Origin of the sequence: Sphingobium sp. AS12 (assembly GCF_019097845.1) — a bacterium.
In the GTDB taxonomy this organism is placed as follows: Bacteria; Pseudomonadota; Alphaproteobacteria; order Sphingomonadales; family Sphingomonadaceae; genus Sphingobium.
In genome coordinates this window covers 197,343-217,395 of the sequence record NZ_JAHRGM010000024.1, presented here as the reverse complement: position 1 = coordinate 217,395, position 20,053 = coordinate 197,343, and the positions used below count along the sequence as shown (strand labels likewise).

Below are 20,053 nucleotides of genomic sequence, written 5' to 3'. Positions count from 1 at the left end.
AGCGCTCCTTAATAGCTGGACTGGCTGTTGATCAGGGTGGCGGTCACCTTGTGCGCACCGACCAGCGCGGCCGCCTGGCAATTGAACTCTGCCATGATGCCACCCGGCCCGTTGATGATCCGCTTGGTGCGCGGCAAAAAGACGCGAGGCAGGGCAAACTTGAGGCTGGCCGGGCCTTTTACCCATCCGATCTCATCGAGATTGACGGGAACCCCGCTGGTGGCCAGCGCCAATAGATCGACGCTATCAAAGCGGGCGGTGAAACGCAGGCTCGCCTGCACCACCCCCGGCACGACCCCGCCAATACGTCCATCGGACTTGATGACCTCGACCTTATCCAGACTGTTGGAGACAGAAAGGTCGGCCGAGACGACATTACCCAGTGCGGTGCCATCGCGCTTGATGACGCCGGTCGCCTGGGCGAATCTTGAACCCAGCAAGCCAGCGATCGTCCCGGCGACCGACGTCGAAACAGGCGCGGTTTCACCCTGGGCGATAAGCGACATTGTGGCGTTCAGCATGCCCGACCGCGACATGGCAATGCGCATCTGATTACACACCGCCCCGTAATTCACGGAAAAGGACGGGACTTCCGGGCTGCCGATTTCCAACGATCGGCTTGGCAGAACGGCCGCACCGGACTGGAAAACATGGGTGAATGTGCCACTGCCGGTCGTCGCCGGCGCGCCGAACATGCCTTTGAGCCAGAAGCCGAAGGCGTCGGTATCGACAGGTACGACAATATCGCCGTCGTTGGTGGCGACGTCATAGGTTGGATCAAGGCCTTCCCGACCATAGCCGAGCAGATCATCTTCGATCAGGGGGCGTTCCTCGCCCATGGAATGACTGACGAACGGTATCTTCTTGAAGCCGCTGGCGGGTGTGATGCCATAAGTCGCTTCCTCGACCGCGTGCAGCACAGCATTGATGCCCATGCCAAAGCCCATGGCAAACTCCTGTGTTAAAGTGGATTTTCCGTCGAATAGGTGGCGACGATGTCGAACATCCCGCCTTTTTGCGTCTGCCCGCCGGCGACATTGATGTTCACCAGATCCAGCGCGGTGACATCGATATAATTGACCAGGCCGCCCAGAAAGCGGTCCGCCTTGATTGGGGTCGCGATCATGGTCGCCATCCTGTCCAGCACCAGCCGCAGCGGCTCGGACGACGTATAGGCAGCGATCTCCACCGGGATGCGGTGCGTGTAATGATAGGTCGGCGGCGACAGGTCGATATCCGGCTCGGCCAGCTCGCCGTCACGCAGCCATACCGTGCCGCGCGGATCTATGCGCCGAGGCCGATCGCCACCATCATCGTCGAGCGAGATGATGAGATAGTCGGGAACCGCCAGGCGGATCAGATTGGAGACCGCCTGATCCACCTCAAAGCTCTTCGCCATATCAGCCCCACTTGGCCGCGATGCGCCGCGCGACATTGGCGGCGCGCTTTTGTGCCGGCCCGTCCAGATCGAACAGCCGTGGCATCCGCACGCCGCGCACCAGATTGAACATCAGCACCGCCTTCTGCTTGCGCGGTGCCATGCCACGCCGCCCCTGCGTCCTGCCCGGCGTCGCGCGGCGATAGCCCCCGGACAGTCCCGAAACGACGTCGATGAAAGCCGATCCCTTGCTACCCTCGATCACGACCTGAAGCTCCGCATTGAAATGCATTTCGACCTCTTCGGGCGACATCCGCGTTCCATTGGAGCGCTTGACCGATGAAGCATATGTGCCGCCGCGACGTCGGGCGGGAACGTTGCGGGTCGGTATCCACAGCCACTTCGCGCCGTTGACCGGGCGAATATGTGCGCCCCGCGCAAACGCGTCGATGATGGCTGGCGCATTCGACCAGATATAGCCCGCCGGGTTGAGGGACCGACCACCCTTCGGATAGACTTCCGCGCGCCATGTGTTGGCGAGGCGATTGCCCATGCCCGCGTCACGAACCTGTTGGCGGTAATCCATGGTGAGATCACGCGTCTCTTCGCGCATGATCTGGGTGACATCATCGGCGATCTCGCCCTCGATGACGTCAAGCATCTTGGTGAGCGAACCGGGCCGATATTCAGCGCTGATCCTCAACGGGACGCGTCAATCGGCTCTGCGCCGATTGTCCATGTCAAATTCTCGGTATCTCCCACGGGTTCCCCGGTCAAAACCAGTTCCTCCACCGGCGTGAAGATATCATCTTCTCCGATCTGCCCGACGATGATCGTATCGCCTTCGCGCAGGTCCGGCAGCTGGGATTTGCGGACTTCAATAAGGTGCGTGCCCGTGATGATGGGCGCATCGCCGAGCCGCATCATCTGGTCGTTGCGCGACCTGATGATGCGGACACCAGATGTCTGCACCCCGAAAATGGAGGTGTGTTCCGCCACTTCGGAGCCAGGAGCCGTAAATATGGCGTCCAGCGCCGAAGCGAACGGATCGGGCATCTGGATGGATGTCATGGCTTTTAGCCCCAAGCGTCAGATCGTCGGGATCAGCTTCACGGCGACGGAAGCGACGTTCGACGCTGCCGCCGCCTGAAAGATACCGATCTTGGTGTTGCCGCTTGCGACGTTGGTGACCACCTTCGCGGTATTGTCCCAATAGGCGATCGTTTTGCGGACGACGGTAACCGCCGCTTTGGGCAGCGTGAACATGCCCCTCGTAACGCCCACCACAGGCGCGCCTAGCGCGGCATCGGTGGACGCGACGGCGAATTCCGCGCCGTCGAGGAAACCAGCGCCCGAGGCAACGGCATAGGGTGCGATGCAGTCGACATTGACGCCGGCCTGAATATAGTTCTTCATGGTCTTTGCCTTTCGATTGGGAAGGGAGGAGAGGCCTTAGTTGGCCGCTGCCTTTACGGCTTCAGCGACGCGCTGTTCAAAGGCGGCATCCTGCTCCGCCGTCTGCGCCTCCAGTGCTTCGGCCAGCTGGCGTTCGCCGTCCTCAAGGATTCGGGTCATTTCGGCTTCAAGTGCCGCGTCGCCCTCCGCCTTCTGCCGACTGAACGCGTCGGCGAGCTGCTTGTCATAGTCGGCGCGCAGGTCGCGCAGCTTGGCCTTGACCGCCTTGTCGACGGCCCGGTCGAACGCTTTGCCTGCAAAGGCTTCATCGTCCGCAGGCTCTTCCGCTGGATTGTCGATCTCCGCGTCGAGCACATTTTCTTCCAGCACGTCGCCGTTATCGACCAGATGCTTTGCCAGGGCATTGGTCACGGTCTGCGGGCCATCGTTCGGCCCCTTGGGAAGGCCGTTGATCATGGCCGTCCGCTCAAGTGCTACGATCTTCATGGGATTCTACCTTTCCGGAAGCGACAAGGGCGGCCAAAGCCGCCCTGTCGAAATGCTGTGATGATGCGCAGATCAGGCGCCGGGGTTCATATATGCGCCGCGATAGTCGATCGCCTTGGCATTGAAGTCGGTGCGCCCCTTATATTCGACGCCATCGACTTCGAAGCCTACGCGGGTCTCGGTGTAAACGCCCCGCTGGCCCTTCAGATAGGCGTGCTGCACCACCGGTGCGCGGGATGGCTCGGCGAAGAGCATCCAGCGATTGTCGGTGATGCGCGGTTCTACGACCAACGTCAGCTTGTTCGCGAACAGGTTGACGTTGCCACTGGTAGTAGCGGCGACAGCAGTCAGCACGCCTTCTGCTTCCGTCTCCTTGTCGGGACCTACGACAAGATATTTCGGCACCAGGTTGATGACGGTAACGCCATCGCGATCCTTCTGCTTGCGCATCGCGGCGCGTGCTACGCCAAGGCTGCCGGTCGTGATGGCCGCGCCTGCGCCGGCAAGGTTGCCATGTTGCGAAGAAAACAACGCATAGCCGTCTGACAGGATCGGATTGCCAATGATATTGGCCCACGCGGCATTCGCTTCATGCAGCGCTGCGCCAGTACCGAGCTTGGAAGAGATATCGCTGAACAGCCCCAGCTGGTCATTGATGATCAACTGCCTCGAAAGCGAATAGATCTTGCCAGCGGTCCACAACTTGTAGCTGTCGCCGATGTCCTGGAAAGAACCGTAGGTATATTCCCCATTCTCTGCGACGATCTGGAATTCGGCAGCGCCGACCAGGCCAACGATCGGCGTAGGCCGGAAGTCATTGGCGCTGGTTTCCTTGGACAACAGCTTCCAGTTTTCGGTAGCCGCCTCATATTCCGTCATGATGACCAGATTGCCCGCCTGCTGCAGAGCGATGGCAAAGTCGCTGGTCGTCATCGCGCCATGGCGGAAGCCAAGTGCTTCCTGGCACAGCTGATAGGGCGACATTGTGGCGGTGCGGACGCCCGATCGCTCCAGATACTGGCGGGCGATTTCCAGCGTACCCATGTGACCGAACAGTTCACCGCCGTCGGCGGGCGTTTCGAAGCTGTTGGCCATGCGCACCACGAACGCACCACGCATCGCATTGCGGTACTTGTCCTGCTCGTCCGCGCTGATGGTGATAGTTCCGGTGATTTGGGGCTGGGCGCGATCGGCTACATAGGCGTCGGTGATGGCGTCGGTCAGCTGCTCTTCCGTCATCGGGGTTTCGGCGTGCCGCGACAGGATCGCGGTGCGCTGCTCCGGGCTAAGGCTAGAGCGGCCGAACAGGTCCATCATGCGCTTCAGCGTGACTTCGCCGGCGCGCACGTCGGATTCGGGAATGGTCACGGGCGCGGGTGCGGGCGCCGGCGCCGGGGCGATCGGTTCGGGCATATCAACTTCCTCGATTGTCGCGGGCGCACCGCGAATGATGCAGGGATGGCCGCCCTGCTCGGCTTTCCGGGCGCGCACCTGCGCGCCGGCATCGAAGGGCACCGCCACCATGGAAAGCTCGATCGGCTCCCAATCGGTCGCAAGCATGTGGGGCTTTTCGCCCTGCTTTTCGGTACGCAGATAGGTGTGGACCATGTATCCGACGCTGACGCTGCGGATATGGCCGTCGATGATCTTCTGATTCGTGTCAGCCACGTCTGGCGTTTTTGCGAGGCGGACCCGCGCGACGCCCTGACCCTCGCCGATCTTGACTGATCCGGGAACCACGGATCCCAGCACGCTCCGCAGCGTATAGTCGTTATGGCTGTCCAGCAGGCACGCGCCATTGTTCAGTCGGTCAAGGCGGACGGCAGAGCGATCGAGGCTCAACTCCTCGATATAATATTCGCCGTCCCACCAGTCGAAGCGGAGGCCGGCGGCTCCCGTGGTCCAGCAGATTTCTATGCTGTTGTCCGCTTCATCATACGACGACGGTTGAGTCGCCGCCGCCCGATACATCATTGGCGCTACCGTCTGCGCCGGATTGACCTGTGTCTGTGGCATTTTTCGCTCCTGGCGTTTTGGGGTCACCCATGAAGGCGATGAGGCGCTTGGCGTTCGCATCGCGGTCGGCGGCGATCTCATCCATCAGTTCATCATGATCGTTGCCGCGTTCCGCGATCAGGTTGCGGCGGCTTTCGATGCCGGCCTGCATTTCCAGCAGCGCGGCCTTTGCGTCCCCGGCGCGATCGATCGTTTTCACGCGCGGCGGCGTGTGCTTGAACTCCGCGCGCAGGTCGCGCGGCCCGATCCGGCCCGTCGCATAGGCCGCTTCAAGCCACCAATTGACGACGCGGACACAGAATTGCGGGATGATCGTCAGCCACTGGATGCGACCCATGCCGGTCTCGAACTCGTTTGATCCGGCCTTGAAGCTGGAAAAATTGACGTTCGACAGGTCGCCGGTCATGCCTTCATAGGTGACTTCCCCGCCGGCAGCGACGCGCAGGCTTCCCCAGCGCATGAAGTCGGAGAAACCCCCCGCCGCTTTTGGTTCGCCGAATGTCACCGTCTGCCCCTGATCAAGGTAGCTGATCATTCCCGGATAGAGGGATTCGAAGGGCTGGCCGGATCGGCCGTCTACATCCCCGTCGCGGTCGCCCACAGCCACATTTTCCGCATCCGGCGATGTTTCGACGAATGCCGCAAAGCAGCTTTCCAGCTTCTTGCGAACGCCCTCCGCCTCCAGATAGTCGTCAACATCGTCCAGCCCTTCGATAACGGACTCGAAGTGGCTGCGCCCGCGCCACTGGCCCGGATCTTCCCGTCGGAACAGGTGGATTACGTCGGCCGCCGGAATGCGGTCGCTTCCCGACTTGAACATGGGATCCAGGGAACTGCGAAAATGATAGAAGGCAGGCTTGCCTTCCTCGCCCCATTCGATCCCGTCGCGGACGTTCGTGCCGGCGACCGTGCCGTCAAGCTGTTCGACCTTCAGCACCTGAAGACGCAGCGGATGCCCGGCCCCCGCTACCAGCCTGCGGACGATGAACACTTCGCCGTCCTGCAACATGGTCCAGGTCACCAGTTCCTGGAGCCCGTAAAGGTCTTGCACGCCATCATGATCAGCGTTCGCGATCCATTCGCGCCAGGCGCTTTGCAGCTTCTTCGACCCCTTGGGGGTGGCCGTAATGCCGTAGGCAACCAGATTGTTCAGCAGGTTGGCCTTCATCTTCCGCGCGAACGGGTTCAGGCGAAAGATGCGGCGCAGCCTCTGTCGGTCGACGATCGACATGACCCCGGTCGCCGTCTGGACGGTGCGTGCGTTCGGATCATTGATCGACCAGCTGTCGCCGCGCCGCTTCTGTTTCCGTGTCTGGACCGACCGCACCTGCTCCGCACGCGCCAGCTGCGTCCGCTGGACGCTCCGTTGCAGCGCCCGCGATGGCGATACGAACGCGATGGCGCGGTCGATGATGTTCACCGGCGCGGCATCCTGCCGATGGTAAAGCCTTTCTTCGGCAACGCGCGGCTTTCGTCGGCCGTGATTTCCGCCTTCATTTCGGCGCGCAGCCGGCGCAATTCGTCCAGGCTGTGTTTTTCGCTGCTGCGGCCGTCAGAAAAAGTTACCTTCTTCGTTGGATCCAGCAACACCTGATCGATCTTGTCCAGATCGGCACGGGTGAAGGCCATCTATCGTCTCCGTTGTAACCAATCAGATCGCCGGGCTGGCAACCAATCGCGTTTCGCTACCGGCAGCGCTGCCCTCCCGGCAGGGCGTGCAGCGCCCTCGTGAGGGGGAACCGTTGCCTGCACTTTTGCCGATTGCGGCTTGTTCACCGCTGCATCATTTGCTGGTGGCGGGGGAAGAAGGCCCACGTCATCGGTAGGCCAGATGATGCGGTAATTCTTCGGCACCCACCGCATGTCGGTGCGTGACTGGGCAAAGGGCGGCTTCAGGATCGCCGCTTCGCCATAGACAAGAATATCCAGCGTCTCATTTCGTGGCCGCAGCTTGACCCATTTGCCCTTCTTCAGCTCTTCCGCCGTCAATTCATCGACATGGTCATCGTCCAGATTCTCGGGCAGATGGATATAGCCCGGCCCTGGCACGTCACGGCGCAGCTTTGCGTCGATCATATTCTTGATCTTATGGACATTGGGTATCCACAAACGCGCACTACCGCGGCGCGCACCGCCCTTTGCCTTCTGGTCGGCAAACTCGCCGGGTGGCATCAACTTGCCCTTCGGGTTCGACCCGCCCTTGACCAGCGTAATGCGCGATGCATGAACCCCCAGCGCCCGCGCTGCATTATAGAACCATTTAGCTCCAGCCGTGGCCTGGTCGCCTTTCTGGTCGCTGCCGCCCGTGTCGATCGTGACCGACAGTATGGGTGCATAGCCGACCGGCTTGCCGTCTGCGCCCATTTCCGCGAGGGGATATTTGCGGTCGAACAGCGGCAGCAGTACCTTCCAATGCTCGTGATGGATGAAGGGCGACACCTGGGTCAGCCCATCGTCCAGCACGTCGATCGCAAATCGGTCGATCAGCCAGCGTTCGCCATCTTTGCCATAACCGACCGCGCCACCCTCGAACCGGTCATGTTGAACGTCGATGACGATATTGACGACCATGGGGCCGCGCGGCACCGTGCCTAGCTTCCAACCCGCCCGCCGCCGATTCTTCAGCACGTCGACCGCGATCGGCTTTTCGCCGCTGGCCTGAGACCGGTAATTCTTGCCCGCCTTGGTATTGATGAACGTCCGCAGGTCGCTTTCATCCTGCCGCGTCTCCCAGGCAATCTGGGCCGCGCGCCAGATCCGCGCCAGGCGGGGCCAGCTGGTCAGAGCCATCAGCCCATCGACCCGGAACGTCCGCCTCCTTTTGCTGGCCGCCGGATTGGCAGCGACGAAACCCCTGTTCGGCAGGTCGATCAGGCTGTCGAGTACCGAGCGCCTGTCCTGCGGCGTCAGCACACAACCGTTGCCGGTCCCGCAAAGGACATGCGCAGTACGTTCGGCGTCATCGGCGGTGCCGGTGCGATCAAACTGCAAATCGCGCAATATGTCGATTTCCCAGCGTTCGCCGCAGGACGGGCAGACAGGATGGATGCGTTCATCCGTACCTTCCGCCACGAACGCCTCGACGCCGCCACCATCTTCCCGCGCCGGGGACGATGATATGAACTTCTTTTCGCGGCCTTCATGCGATGTGCCGCGCCCTTCCAGCAGGCCGATCCCCGATCCCTGACCGCCTTTATCCTTCGACGATCCGATATCTTCATCATACTGGTCGTAATCGTCCAGCCAGCCATAGCGCACAGGACGCTGGGTGAACTGCGCTGGCACTGGCCACACCGACGCTAGCGACATGCCCCGGAACAGTTTCAGGTGGATGGCATTGGCATCAGGCGACGGCATCAGCTTCTGTTTGACCGCCGGCGTTTCGTCGATCAGCGGATTGAGCCGCGTCTTGGAAAATATCCCGGCCATCGCCTGGTCGGGCTGGCAGACCAGCGAATCGGACGGGTCCGTGTCGATGATCCAACCCATCCAGGCCAGTCCGATTTCCGTGCCGCCGCACTGCGATGGCTTGATCATGCCCACTTCCGCGACTTCCGCGTCGGATAGGCAATCCATGATTTCCGGCTGCCATGGCAGCGTCGTCGGATCGTAACCGCGATGTACGATCGCCCAGCAACTGACAGTCGTTTTCAGTTTCGGGCGGACGTTATGCGCCTGTCGGCGCAGTATATCACCGCCCGTCGTTGGGGGCGGGAGCCTCCAGCGCGGCGGCGGGATCGTCGCGCCGGTCAACAATATCCTTACCCCAATTCTCCATCTGATCGGCAAACCAGTTCTGGTCCGCAGCGCGCAACGCCTCGATCGCCACCAGTTGCTCGCGGGTCAGGTCGATCTTCTTGGCAAGTCGCGCGCTGAAAGTTGCCGCCCGTTGGGCATAGCGCGCCAATATGTCGCCCACCGCACCATCGACCGACACCACCGGCACCAGTTCCTTGCGCAGATGTGCCAGCTTCATCGCTGAAATCTCTTCATCGACCAGCGCCTTGCGGTCCGCGATCGACAATGTCGGCCCTGCCGGTGCGACAAGACCCAGCTCCAGGGCCAGCTGGCCCAGCGCTTCGGACTTCTGTCGCTCGACTTCCGCCTTATCGCCCTCTTTCGCCTTCCACGCCGCGATCGCGCCGGGAATGTCGATTTCATAGGCGTCGCCGTTCGACCCGCGCTTTTTCAGCCAGTCGCAATCGGGCTGTTCCTTCAGCCACTTCCGCAAGGTCGGCTCAGACGCCAGCCCCGTGGCGGCAAGGTCGGCAAGGTTACCTAGCATGGCGCACGACCGAAACCGAAAGAACAAGAGTAACCGATTGAAAAATATGGCGCGCTGTCAAACACAACCACTTCGTCCCCCGTACTTGTCTCTGGGCCAGGAAGGACCCAAAGGGGGAGGGGGTGCCATCCGCCCGCCACGTCGGTGCATGCCCGCCCCTCCAAAACGGCAGTACCCCGCAGGGCAAGGGCCATGCGGGGTGCTGCAAGGTCAGGAGAGGTCGTCGCGCTTGCCCCGAACATAGGTCCGTCACCAGCGTAGTTCCCAACTAGCCGATTTTGCCGAAAAGGCGAACAAACTATATTTCGTGATGGCAACATTCTACCCCTTGTGCCGTGTCTATACGCGCGTTTCTGCGGCGTTCAGCGATGCACAAATGCAGGTCACTGCGCGCCCGTAGCGCATCCGCAAGCCATCAGCGCCGCGCGCCATGCCCATGGGCCGCAGCAGCGCCCGCCACGGCACCACCTTGCGGCCCGCTGCCAGCGCCGTGACGGCCAGCACCACCAGCCTGCGGTCCCGCTCGGGTGCCAGCGCCAGCCATCCCGACGCCTCTTCCATCCGCGCCATCTGCTCCCGCGACAGAGGGATGCGCGGCACCGGCTTATCCTCATGCGCGGCCCAGTCCCACCAGTCCCGCACGATCAGGTGCCACGGCCCATCGCTGGCAAAGCCCCACGTCCCGCTTTCCGTCCGCCACTGGAACTGCATCGCCTCGACCAGACGCGCCTCGACATCGGCAAAGCTCCAGAAAATCGACCCTTCCGCCACCGGAACCATCATGTTCAACCCTTCCGACCTATAAATCACTGATTTAACTATCTATTTTCTTCTATTTGGAAGCTTTGGAAGGATTGGAAGGATATATGTATATTTTCATCGCGCCTGCGCATGTGCGCGCACGCATGTGTGACGACAACATAGCGAAAACCCTTCCAACCCTTCCAAAGGCGCAGAAATCCGCGCTTTCTCCCTTCCGATGAAGCTTCCACCACCCTTCCAGACCGGAAGCATTTTGAACCTAGCGCACCGCCGCCGATCAGAAGTCGGGCACATAGTCGTCGCCAATGCCGGGCGGCGGCTCCCCATCATCCGCCATGCCCAGCACAGCGTCAGGCCGCGCACCCATCTCCGACCGCACCTTTCCATGCTCATCGACAAAGTCGGCCACCTCGCGGACCAGGCGCATACCCAGCCACTGCATCCCGTCGCTCTGCTTCTTGCTGAACCCCTTGTCGGCCATCGCCTTGCTGAAGCCCTTCTGGCTCCACTCCCGTTCGCCCGCCGCCTTGCACCACGCCACGAACACGTCGTAGAGCCGCGACGACTGGATGCGCCCTTGCGGGTCCGCCTCGGTGCACAGGCGCAGGAAGCGGCCGAGCGGGTCGCTGCTGTCGCGATATTCGGCCGTGGCCTCCCGCACCGCATCCGGCTCGATCAGCCCATGGTCCAGCCAGTCGATCATGCCAGCGACGATATGGTTCAGCACGCCGGCAGCTTCCGCCCGCAGCTTGGCGGGCAACTCTTCGTCCCGATCGGCATCGGCGACATGGGCGTTCCACGGCACCAGCTTCATGCGCCGCCATATGCCTTCGTCGGTGCCGGGAATGTCCGGCTTGTAATTGCCGCCGATCGTCAGCTTGAACAGCGGCATCAGGTCGAAGAATCCACGATGCAGCGCGCGCACCGCCATCGGCTCCCCGCCTGTCGCGGCCTTGATCAGCGCTTCATTCAGCTTCGCCCCGCGTTCCGGTTCCGACGCGCGCAACATCCGCACACCGCCAAGGCGCGCCAGATCCGGCGAAGCCTGCTCCCCGCGCTTCTTGATGCCCTGGTCCAGGAACGTCTCGATGCCGATCGTGCCGCTATAATCGCCCACGACATGCGCCCACAGGTCGATCGTGGTGGACTTGCCATTCGCGCCCAGCCCATACCAAAAATGCAGCTTTTGCTCCGATATGTCGCCACTGGCGCTATAGCCCGCCCATTGGTGCAGGTATCGCCGCATGGCCGGGTCAGGCTGCGCCCAGGCCAGAAAGCCGTCATAGATGGGCGACTGCGCCGTCGCGTCATAGTCCACCGGTGCCAGTTTGGTGTTCAGATCCTCGCGCCGGTGCGGCTCCAGCGCCACGGTCGCGCCATTCTTCTTGTCGCGCACGAAGCGCAACGTGCCGTTCAGCACGTTGATCGCCAGCGGATCGCGGTCGAAATCCTCGATAGGCGCGGTAACCCATCGCTTGGCGAGGCCCGCGATGCAGCCGAGCTTGCCCGACGCCTCCGACGCGCGGCCCCATTTGGCAATCTGTTCGGACAGGATTACCGGCCCGCTGCTCTTCAGCTCGATCACGCGGTCCATCGCCGATGCCCGCTCCCCGGTCTCGCGATGCAGCTGCCAGCGGAGCACCAGCACCAGCGGCGGCTTGCCCTCCAGCGGCAAATCCTCATCCGGCTCGACAAAGCCCGACGCCGCGACGAACGCGCTTTCCCGCTGGATCGCCCGCACCGTGTCGAACACGGCGGCCTGCACTTCCGCCGGCAGCGTATCCTTGTCCTGGTCCAGCACCTTCCAGCGCCGCCCGTCCCACCCCAGCCAGCCCTTGGCCGTGGTGAAGCGGAACGCCCCGCCATAGCGCGCATGGAACCGCTCGGCATTGCCCAGGTCGGTGCGCTGGAATCCGGCACACCGCATGTCCAGCAGCATCGGCGCGACATCGAAGCCGCGCGCCACGCCCGCGTCGAAACTCTTGTCCAGAGCGTCAGGGTTGATACCCTCGACATCGGCCGACACTTGGCCGATCGCGTCGTCTGCCACGTCCCGGTCCAGCAGCCCAGCACCGACGCGCCGCCCCATGCCCCAGGCGAACAGGCCCACCGTCTCGGCATCCCGTCCGGGCTTGTCGATCGCCGCCGCAATCGCGCCGGGAAGCCGCGCCAGAGCCGACGCGCGCAGCCTTTCCTGCACCGCCGCCGTCTGGTCGCAGAAGAGCGCTTCCACGCTTCCAACCGGAAGCTTTTGATCCTCCACCACCCACAGGGGTGCGGGGGGGAATTCTTCGTCGAACAGCCGACGCCAATAGGCCAGATATTGCGCCCGCGTCTCTTCGTGCAGCACTGTGGCGGCCAGCCCGGCCAGATCCGCCCAGATCGCGGCCCTGCCTTCCGGCGTGGCGCGGTCACCGGCGGCCAGTACCCCGGACCAGATATAGCTGGACAGCGACAGCGCCGCCTCGACCAGTTCGTCGATCGCCGCGCGACCGCACGCCCGCACCAGATCGTCCGGGTCGGAACCCTCCGGAAGCATCGCGATTTTCAGCGACCGCCCCGGCCCGATCAGCGGCAGCGCGCGCACACAGGCCCGCTCGGCCGCTTTGCGCCCTGCCGCGTCCCCGTCCAGCAGCAGCACCGGGCAATGATGCACGCGCCAGGCGCGCTCCAGCTGCTCAGGCGTAATCGCGGTCCCCATGGGCGCGACCGCTTCGCTGATGCCCGCCTGGTCCAGCGCAATGACGTCGAAATAGCCCTCGACCAGGAACAGCCGTTTGGCCGCGCGTGACGCCGGTGCCGCGCGATGCAGGTTGAACAGCACCCGGCCCTTGTCGAAATGGTCGGACTGCGCGCTGTTCAGATATTTGGGGATATTCTCCCCGATCGCGCGCCCGCCAAAGCCGATCGGCCGCCCCCGTCCGTCATGGATCGGCACCATGATGCGGTTGCGGAACTGGTCGCGCCGGCCATCATCCCCTTCGACGATCAGCCCCGCGGCGATCAGCTGGTCGACCGCAAGGCCGATCGCGGCGATTGATCCGCGCGCCGGGGCGTAGCCGATGCCGAAGCGCGCGATCGCCGCATCATCGACGCCGCGCGCCGCCAGCGCTTCCATGATCGCCCCGGCAGGCTCCAGCGACCGCGCGAAATAGTCCGCCGCCTCGCCCAGCACATCGCTGACATGCGCCGCCCGCCGCGCCCGTGCCGCCTGCTCTGGCGACTGTGCCGGCATGTCCAGCCCGGCGGCCTGCGCCAGTTGCTTGACCGCATCCATGAAATCCATGCCGTCATGGATCGTCAGCCAGCTGATCGCGTCGCCATGCGCGCCACAGCCGAAACAATGATAGAATAACTTGTCGTCATTGACCGTGAAACTGGGCGTTTTCTCGCTGTGGAACGGGCAGCAGCCCTTATGCTCCTTGCCCTTCTGCTCCAGCTTGACGGTTTTGCCGATCAGCGCCGACAGCGTCGTGCGGGCGCGGATTTCGTCCAGGAACGCAGTTGATAGAGACACGAAAACCCACCCCGAAAATCAGGCAAAAAACAACAACGATGCGGTGATGCTGGCCTACTGGTCTGCGTCGCCGAGAAGATCCGGCGCACGAAAGGGCGTCAGTATGTCGTACAGGCACGGCCCGGCGCTGGTGGCGTCCCACACGCACCAGATCACCTCCATCGTTGGCGCGCCGCCATCCAGGAAATCGGGCCGCCAATTGAGCGCATGGATGCGCGATGGCGGTCGCCAGCGCCAAAGGCCGGTACGCTTTTCCGCGTGCCAGAATGTCGATTTGAGCAGCAGCGCGACATAGCGACAGTCCAGATCGCCCAGCAGGTGCCGGATCATCTCGCCCGCCAGCGTAAAGGGCGGATTGGTGACCGCCACCGGCGACAGCGCGCGGCGGCACGTCAGCAGATTCTGTTGGGTCACCCGGTGCGCCGGATCGGCGACCAGGTCGGTGGCGATCGTCATGAAGCCCGCCGCCTCCAGCTCCACCGCAATCGCGCCGCCGCGCCCGCACGGTTCCCAGACCGGATGCTCCAGATCGACCGCGTCGCGCAGCGCCCGCCGTTCCGCCGCGATCAGCGCGCGCGTGACCGTGGGCGGCGTGGGATAATAGTCATTGCCCTGCCGCTCGACCTTGCCGGCACCGCCGGTCATCATCCGGCCCAGCCCCTTGGGCGACGCCGCCGCGATTGGCGGTTCGGGAAACAGGCCGGTCATTGAAGCGACCCTATGGGCTTCGCCATATTGTCGATGGCGCGGGCGATCAGTTGAAAATAGGCGGCGCGAAAACCGGCCACCGCAGCTGCATCCTGAATTTCGCAACTGATCATGTTGAACATGCCAGCTGAAACCGCAGCCGCAGCCGCCAGCGCCAGTTCATTGGACGCATCAATTCTATCAAGAGCCGGGACGAATTCCACACCTGAGCGCAGAACTGCATTGCGCAAAATGGCCGGACAGGATCGATATGCTTCCGATGCCTTGTCGATAATTTCCTGAATTTGGCGTGCCTGTTCCATCGCCCTAAACCCGCATCGGCATAAGCACATACAGCCGCGCGGCATCATCGCTCTGCTGCCACAGCGACGGCGCGGCGGCGTCCGCCAGCAACACCCGCGCCCGCGTGCCTTCCGCGTCCGTGCCTTTCAGATGCGCCAGCACGTCCAGCAGGAACCGCCCGTTAAACCCGATCGTCAGCGGCGTGCCGTCATAGTCGCAAATCACATCCTCGCTGGCCGTACCATTTTCCGGGCTGACCACGCGCAGCGTCACTGTCTCCGACGTGAAATCCATCGCGATCAGCCGCGTCTTGTCGCTGCTGATCGTCAGCACCCGCTCGACTGCCTCCGCCAGCGCCGCCGGGTCGAACCACGCCGCCATCGTATTGGCTGCCGGAATGACCCGCGTATAATCGGGGAAGGTACCGTCGATCGTCTTGCCGGTCAGCACGCACGCGCCGATGGCAAAGCGGAACTTGCCCTTGCTGACCGCCACATCCACGGTGCCAGCGCCTTCGGCATCGATCAGCGCATCGAGCGCGGCCACCGCTTTGCGCGGCAGGATGATGCCGGGCATCGCCTCTGCCCCGTCGGGCACATCGCCATGGAAGCGCGCCAACCGGCTGCCATCGGTCGCGGCGGCAAACTGACATTCTGACCCACCGGGCACATGCCAGTAAATGCCATTCAGATAATAGCGCGTCTCTTCGGTCGATATCGCAAAGCGCACGCTGTCGATCATCGCCGTCAGACCGCTGCCCGGCTGCTCCCACTGCGCATCCCAGTCGCCCAGCGCGATCACCGGGAAGTCATCGGTTGGCAGCGTCGGCAGTTTGAACCGCGCCCGCCCGCACCGGATGCTGATGGCGTTCTTGTCATCCCGGTCGATCGTCGCGACCCCATCGGCCGACAGCTTGCCCGCGATCGACTTGATCAGGTCCGCCGCCACGCAAAAGGCCTCTGCGCTGTTTGCCCCCGCATCCTCCAGCGCGATCGTCTGTTCCACCATCAGGTCCAGGTCGGTCGCGGTCAGCATCATCTGCCCCGGCGTCGTGCGGATCAGCACATTGGTCAGGATCGGCACCGTCGCTCTTTTCTCGACCACCGTCCCGATCGCCGCCAGCGCCCCCCGCAGCGCCTTCACATTCACCTGGATCATGCCGCAGCCCCTCCATCCAATGCACTGTCCAGCAGCGCGATCATCGCCACGATGGGCCGTTGCCCGCTGCGCTCGGCATGGCGGCACAGCCGGTCCCATGTCGTCGCCCACCGGTCCCGCACGATGCCCGCCGCCAGCAGCGGCGCGCCATCCAGCGCCTTTTCCTGCAATTGCGACCCTATCGACGGCTTGCCGATCGGACGGTTCAAGCCGGTGACACGCGCCGCTTGCCGATTGGCACCCGCCGCCAGCGCCTCTGCCGCAACCTGTTCGGCCAGATCGGGCACCGGGTCAGGCACCGCATCCACCGGCCACATGCTACGCGCCAGCGCCAGGTCATAGGGATGCATTTTGCCCTCGCGGCGCAGCTGCACGACCGCAGCGGCAAAGCAGCCGACCGACACCCCGGCAACCCGGCGCAGGTCCGGCATCGTCCATCCGCCGACTGGCGCAGGCAGGTCGCGCAATGCCGCGACGATCGCCTCCATCGCCTCATCCATGGCGATGTTCCTCCCCGCCCATCGCTTCGGCAATGGCCCGGCCGATCGCCAACACCGCCGCGTCCCGCATGTTCAGATTGGGCTGCTCAGCCTTGGCTCGGTTGATGGCGTCGCGCCATTCGCTCTGGTCGCAACTACCCAGCACCATGCCGATCAGGTCGCCCTGCGCGACCCCATGCACTGATACGCCCGCCGCGATGCCCGGAAAGATCGTCCCGAAATAGCGCAGCACCTGTCCGTGAAAGGCCACCGACGCCGCCAACAGGCTGGTGCGCAATATTTTCTCGCCATATTGGCGCACGCAATATTCCAGCCCGCCGATATTGCTGACCTGACCCGGCTTCCAGCTGTCTGGATTGGTGGTGGTCGCGACCGACAGGCCTGCCTGCGTCAGCGCCCCATGGATCACGGTCGCCTCGGTCTCCCCGGCGGCCAGCGCCGCCTTGAACAGCTCCAGCTTGCTCAATGGGCGGCGTTGCTGGTTGAGCGCGACAAACGCCGCCGCCTCATCATCGGCGCTGCGCGATGCCACCACGACACAGGGCAGGTCGAATATATCGCCCCGCAACCGCGCCGCCGCCAGACGGTGCTGGCCATCGATTACATAGAGCGCGCCATCGTCCCGCTTGGCGACATTGAGCGGTTGGCACAGTCCCCAATCCCATGCCCGCGCGATCCGCTTGACCAGCGACTGACTCGGCCCGCTGTCGATCGAGCGCTGATAACTGTCGTCGATCATCAGGTCGCCCAGCGGGCGAAACTCCAGACTCGGCCGTCGCCCCGCCTGCGGCTGCATCTTGGCCACGCCGCTCACGCCGCTTCCTCCACGCTGTCGTCGGCCCAGCCGACATGATCGACATCGTCCGCCTCCGTCGGTGCGATCGCCGCGCGATACTCCTCAATCGTGACATAGAAATCACCGATAACTGCCATGGTGTCGGCGATTTCGTCGATGCCCTCCAGGCCTTGGCCGTCGTCGGCGTGTTCGTCATCCTCCGGCAGGTCGAAATAGTCGCCGCTTGCCCAAAGGAACCACGGACTGGGTGCATCCTCTACATAGCCCGCAGCCATGATCACGGCAGGCAGCGCGGGAAGCGCGCGAATTGCAGCGAGCTTGTCGGCGAACTCTTGCGCCTTGGCGTCTGCTTCAGCTTGCTTGGCCGCATCCTTTGCAGCGCGAGCCAAAACGACAGCATCACGCTCTTCTATGGCGCGGGCGCGGCCTGCCTCCATATTGGCTTTAATCTCTTCGTCGGTGACGAACACGCGCAGATCGAATGCCGTCATGCGCGGTGCGTTATAGGGATCGCCAGGGCGGCGCTCGTTGGTGCGCAGCCAATATTCGCCGTAAAAGACCTTGCCTTCGAACGGCGTGCCCTTGAAACTCGGCCCGGCCAGGCGCGCGGCCCATAGCTTGGCGTCACGCTGCAAATCCTGCTCGGCCTGCTGCTCCAGGGTCAGTTGCTGCCCGCCATAATGGGTCGCTTCTTTGGGCGGCAGTACTTGCTTCACCATGTCGCGCGGGACGAAGAAGCGCTCGCGATCGTAGCCCGCGACATATTCCAGTGCCGAACCGTCATCATCGTCGGCAATGGGCTTCTCGCGCACGATCCCGACGACGATATGGATCAATGCCTCCAGATGCCGCGCACGCTTCCAGCATTCCTTAATATCAACATGCCGGTTGAGCGTACTGCTCCAACCGCCAACGATTTCAGCAAAGCCGTGGGGCGCGGTCGGCTTGCCGCCGCCCAGGATCAGTTCGGGAGCCAAGACGAACCCGGCGACAGAAGGATAATCGCGCTGCGCAACGGGCAGCACACGCTGGTCGCCTTGGAAACTCAGGCAGCGCGTAGCGATTTCGCGGGCAAGATGCCCCTTGTCCAGCCGTCGACCTGTCCCCTCGTCATCATCCTTGGCGAATAGATCCTCGACATACCCACCGCCCTCGGCCTCATACGTTGCGCGATCGATGAACTGGAAGATGGCGCTATCTTCAGTCAATTGCTTCGAACCAAGCGATGCCCGCAGCGTCCAGATGCTATCGCGATTATAGGACGGCCCCCGCTGCATTGCGCGGAAGACGTCATGTTGAAGCTGTTGATCGGTCGTCCTCGCATATTCGGTAGCAAATTCGATGCTGATTTTGCCGTCCCGCAACGCGCCAAGTACATCGGGGTGCAGGGTCGCAAAACGTAGCCGCTGCTTTACATAGCGCTCGGTGAAGCCAAACCGCTTGGCTAAATCTGCGGGCGACATGGTGCCGGGTTTCATCAATTCCTGAAACGCGGTGAATTCGTCCGCCGGGTTCATGTCGCGCCGGGCCAAATTCTCCGATAGCGATAGTTCGATCGCTTCCTCCTTTGGCCTGATTAGCACAGGCACGGGAAAGTCGTCGCCGATCGCGCCGCGCTCACGTAGCAGTTGCAGCGCCTGGAGGCGGCGACCGCCACCCACAATGAAAATCGCGGACGTTGTCGGCACTCGCTTGTTCCAGACGTACCCGATCAGCGACTGCAACAGCCCGTGCGCGGCGATGTCGTCGGCCAGGCTCTCGACATCGGCAGCGATATCGGTCTGCCGCACATTCTCCGGCGCGCGGCGGAGGCGGGAATAGGCGATTGGGTTGATTGCACTGGGCGCGACCGAGGTGATGGTCTGAGTTTGAATGTCAGTTTCCGGCGCAACCGGCGCCGCTTTCTTCCTAACCCGCTTGGTAGCTGTGGTCATGGGACGTCCTTCTCTCTGATGCACCGATATCGGCTTATGATTGGGGGTGCGCGGGGGTGGCAGTAGTCGCGAAAGCCACCCCCGCTATGCCGCCGCCCTGCGAGAGGGGGAGCCGAACGGCGGCAATCTGCAATTCCGTTTCCCGGTCGATCGCGTCGGCCCAATTTTCGGCGACATCGACGTCCAGGCCATACATGTCGGCCAGTGTGGCCAGCATCGCGCGACCGACATTGGCATAGCGCGCGGCGAACTGGCGGCGGGTGATTTCCATGTCGACAAAGCTCACAGCATCGCCCTCCGCGTCTTTTTGCCGGTGGCGACGATCGTCACGATCCGCCGTTCGCACGGTCCCGGTTCCTCCACGATGATCATCCCGTCGCGCACCAGCCGCCGCATCCGATAGGACGCCGCCACCGACCCGGTCAGCCCGACCCGCACCGCAATCTCCGCATTGGTAGGGCAGGGCGCATCGCGATTGGCCGCCTGCACCAACAGCCGCAGCACCGCCCTGGTCGTGCGCTTGGCGTCCCCGGATGCGGGCTGGCACTGGCCGTGCCGAAACTGACCCGAATTGCGTCGCTGCCGCGCACGGATCTGCGATGGTCGCGGATCGGCCAGCCGCTGCGCGATGAAACGGAACCCGCCCCCCGACTCTGCCGCCACCCGCCGCGCCGTCAGCGTGACGACGCCGCTCTCGCACAGCGCCCGCGCCGCCGCGCCGATGCTCTCATCGGGCCGCACCCCGGTGCAATAGACGACATCCTCCCCCGCCTGCGCCCGTTCCGCCCAATCGCTCAGCTGCTGTGGCTTCATCT

21 protein-coding genes are annotated in these 20,053 nt (G+C 63.3%); all 21 read right to left on the bottom strand.

Going from position 1 to position 20,053, the window contains the following annotated elements:
• Nucleotides 1–8 precede the first annotated feature (8 nt).
• On the bottom strand, nt 9–947 hold the full coding sequence (locus KRZ98_RS10005; protein WP_217673411.1) for a phage tail tube protein: 939 nt from the start codon (nt 945–947) through the stop codon (nt 9–11).
• A 14-nt stretch (nt 948–961) separates the two neighbouring features.
• A complete protein-coding gene (locus KRZ98_RS10000) occupies nt 962–1,399 on the bottom strand; it encodes a hypothetical protein (RefSeq protein ID WP_217673410.1) in 438 nt (145 codons plus the stop codon).
• Between the two features lies 1 nt (nt 1,400).
• Nucleotides 1,401–2,081: a DUF6441 family protein gene (locus KRZ98_RS09995; protein WP_217673409.1), complete on the bottom strand. Its 681-nt coding sequence runs from the start codon at nt 2,079–2,081 to the stop codon at nt 1,401–1,403.
• Complete coding sequence (locus tag KRZ98_RS09990) at nt 2,078–2,449, bottom strand: hypothetical protein (RefSeq protein WP_217673408.1); 372 nt, start codon at nt 2,447–2,449, stop codon at nt 2,078–2,080. The genes KRZ98_RS09995 and KRZ98_RS09990 overlap by 4 nt, the downstream gene beginning before the upstream one ends.
• A gap of 18 nt (nt 2,450–2,467) precedes the next feature.
• Nucleotides 2,468–2,794, bottom strand: coding sequence for a DUF2190 family protein (locus KRZ98_RS09985; RefSeq protein ID WP_217673407.1), 327 nt, complete (start codon nt 2,792–2,794; stop codon nt 2,468–2,470).
• A 36-nt stretch (nt 2,795–2,830) separates the two neighbouring features.
• Nucleotides 2,831–3,280, bottom strand: a complete 450-nt coding sequence (locus tag KRZ98_RS09980; RefSeq protein ID WP_217673406.1) for a hypothetical protein — start codon at nt 3,278–3,280, stop codon at nt 2,831–2,833.
• A 72-nt stretch (nt 3,281–3,352) separates the two neighbouring features.
• Complete coding sequence (locus KRZ98_RS09975) at nt 3,353–5,296, bottom strand: prohead protease/major capsid protein fusion protein (RefSeq protein ID WP_217673405.1); 1,944 nt, start codon at nt 5,294–5,296, stop codon at nt 3,353–3,355.
• Nucleotides 5,214–6,716: a phage portal protein gene (locus tag KRZ98_RS09970; RefSeq protein ID WP_217673404.1), complete on the bottom strand. Its 1,503-nt coding sequence runs from the start codon at nt 6,714–6,716 to the stop codon at nt 5,214–5,216. Before KRZ98_RS09970 ends, KRZ98_RS09975 begins: the two co-directional genes overlap by 83 nt.
• Complete coding sequence (locus KRZ98_RS09965) at nt 6,713–6,925, bottom strand: hypothetical protein (RefSeq protein WP_217673403.1); 213 nt, start codon at nt 6,923–6,925, stop codon at nt 6,713–6,715. Before KRZ98_RS09965 ends, KRZ98_RS09970 begins: the two co-directional genes overlap by 4 nt.
• Nucleotides 6,926–9,049 (bottom strand): terminase gpA endonuclease subunit, encoded by a 2,124-nt coding sequence (locus KRZ98_RS09960; protein ID WP_302849098.1) that lies wholly within the window; start codon nt 9,047–9,049, stop codon nt 6,926–6,928.
• Complete coding sequence (locus tag KRZ98_RS09955) at nt 8,988–9,581, bottom strand: hypothetical protein (RefSeq protein ID WP_217673401.1); 594 nt, start codon at nt 9,579–9,581, stop codon at nt 8,988–8,990. The genes KRZ98_RS09960 and KRZ98_RS09955 overlap by 62 nt, the downstream gene beginning before the upstream one ends.
• Before the next feature lie 339 nt (nt 9,582–9,920).
• The gene (locus KRZ98_RS09950) at nt 9,921–10,364 is read right to left on the bottom strand and encodes a hypothetical protein (protein WP_217673400.1); all 444 of its coding nucleotides are present in this window, start codon (nt 10,362–10,364) and stop codon (nt 9,921–9,923) included.
• A 256-nt stretch (nt 10,365–10,620) separates the two neighbouring features.
• Nucleotides 10,621–13,860: a DNA primase gene (gene dnaG, locus KRZ98_RS09945; protein WP_217673399.1), complete on the bottom strand. Its 3,240-nt coding sequence runs from the start codon at nt 13,858–13,860 to the stop codon at nt 10,621–10,623.
• A 54-nt stretch (nt 13,861–13,914) separates the two neighbouring features.
• Nucleotides 13,915–14,568 carry a hypothetical protein gene (locus tag KRZ98_RS09940; protein ID WP_217673398.1) on the bottom strand — a complete coding sequence of 218 codons (654 nt, stop codon included), beginning with the start codon at nt 14,566–14,568 and terminating at the stop codon, nt 13,915–13,917.
• Nucleotides 14,565–14,870: a hypothetical protein gene (locus tag KRZ98_RS09935; protein WP_217673397.1), complete on the bottom strand. Its 306-nt coding sequence runs from the start codon at nt 14,868–14,870 to the stop codon at nt 14,565–14,567. The genes KRZ98_RS09940 and KRZ98_RS09935 overlap by 4 nt, the downstream gene beginning before the upstream one ends.
• 4 nt (nt 14,871–14,874) lie before the next feature.
• Nucleotides 14,875–16,008, bottom strand: a complete 1,134-nt coding sequence (gene dnaN / locus KRZ98_RS09930) for a DNA polymerase III subunit beta (protein ID WP_217673396.1) — start codon at nt 16,006–16,008, stop codon at nt 14,875–14,877.
• Nucleotides 16,005–16,508 (bottom strand): hypothetical protein, encoded by a 504-nt coding sequence (locus KRZ98_RS09925; protein ID WP_217673395.1) that lies wholly within the window; start codon nt 16,506–16,508, stop codon nt 16,005–16,007. The genes dnaN and KRZ98_RS09925 overlap by 4 nt, the downstream gene beginning before the upstream one ends.
• On the bottom strand, nt 16,501–17,322 hold the full coding sequence (locus KRZ98_RS09920) for a DUF6551 family protein (RefSeq protein ID WP_217673394.1): 822 nt from the start codon (nt 17,320–17,322) through the stop codon (nt 16,501–16,503). The genes KRZ98_RS09925 and KRZ98_RS09920 overlap by 8 nt, the downstream gene beginning before the upstream one ends.
• Nucleotides 17,319–19,238: a ParB/RepB/Spo0J family partition protein gene (locus KRZ98_RS09915; protein WP_217673393.1), complete on the bottom strand. Its 1,920-nt coding sequence runs from the start codon at nt 19,236–19,238 to the stop codon at nt 17,319–17,321. The genes KRZ98_RS09920 and KRZ98_RS09915 overlap by 4 nt, the downstream gene beginning before the upstream one ends.
• 34 nt (nt 19,239–19,272) lie before the next feature.
• Nucleotides 19,273–19,524: a hypothetical protein gene (locus KRZ98_RS09910; RefSeq protein ID WP_095687070.1), complete on the bottom strand. Its 252-nt coding sequence runs from the start codon at nt 19,522–19,524 to the stop codon at nt 19,273–19,275.
• Nucleotides 19,521–20,051 (bottom strand): winged helix-turn-helix domain-containing protein, encoded by a 531-nt coding sequence (locus tag KRZ98_RS09905; protein WP_217673392.1) that lies wholly within the window; start codon nt 20,049–20,051, stop codon nt 19,521–19,523. Before KRZ98_RS09905 ends, KRZ98_RS09910 begins: the two co-directional genes overlap by 4 nt.
• Nucleotides 20,052–20,053 lie beyond the last annotated feature (2 nt).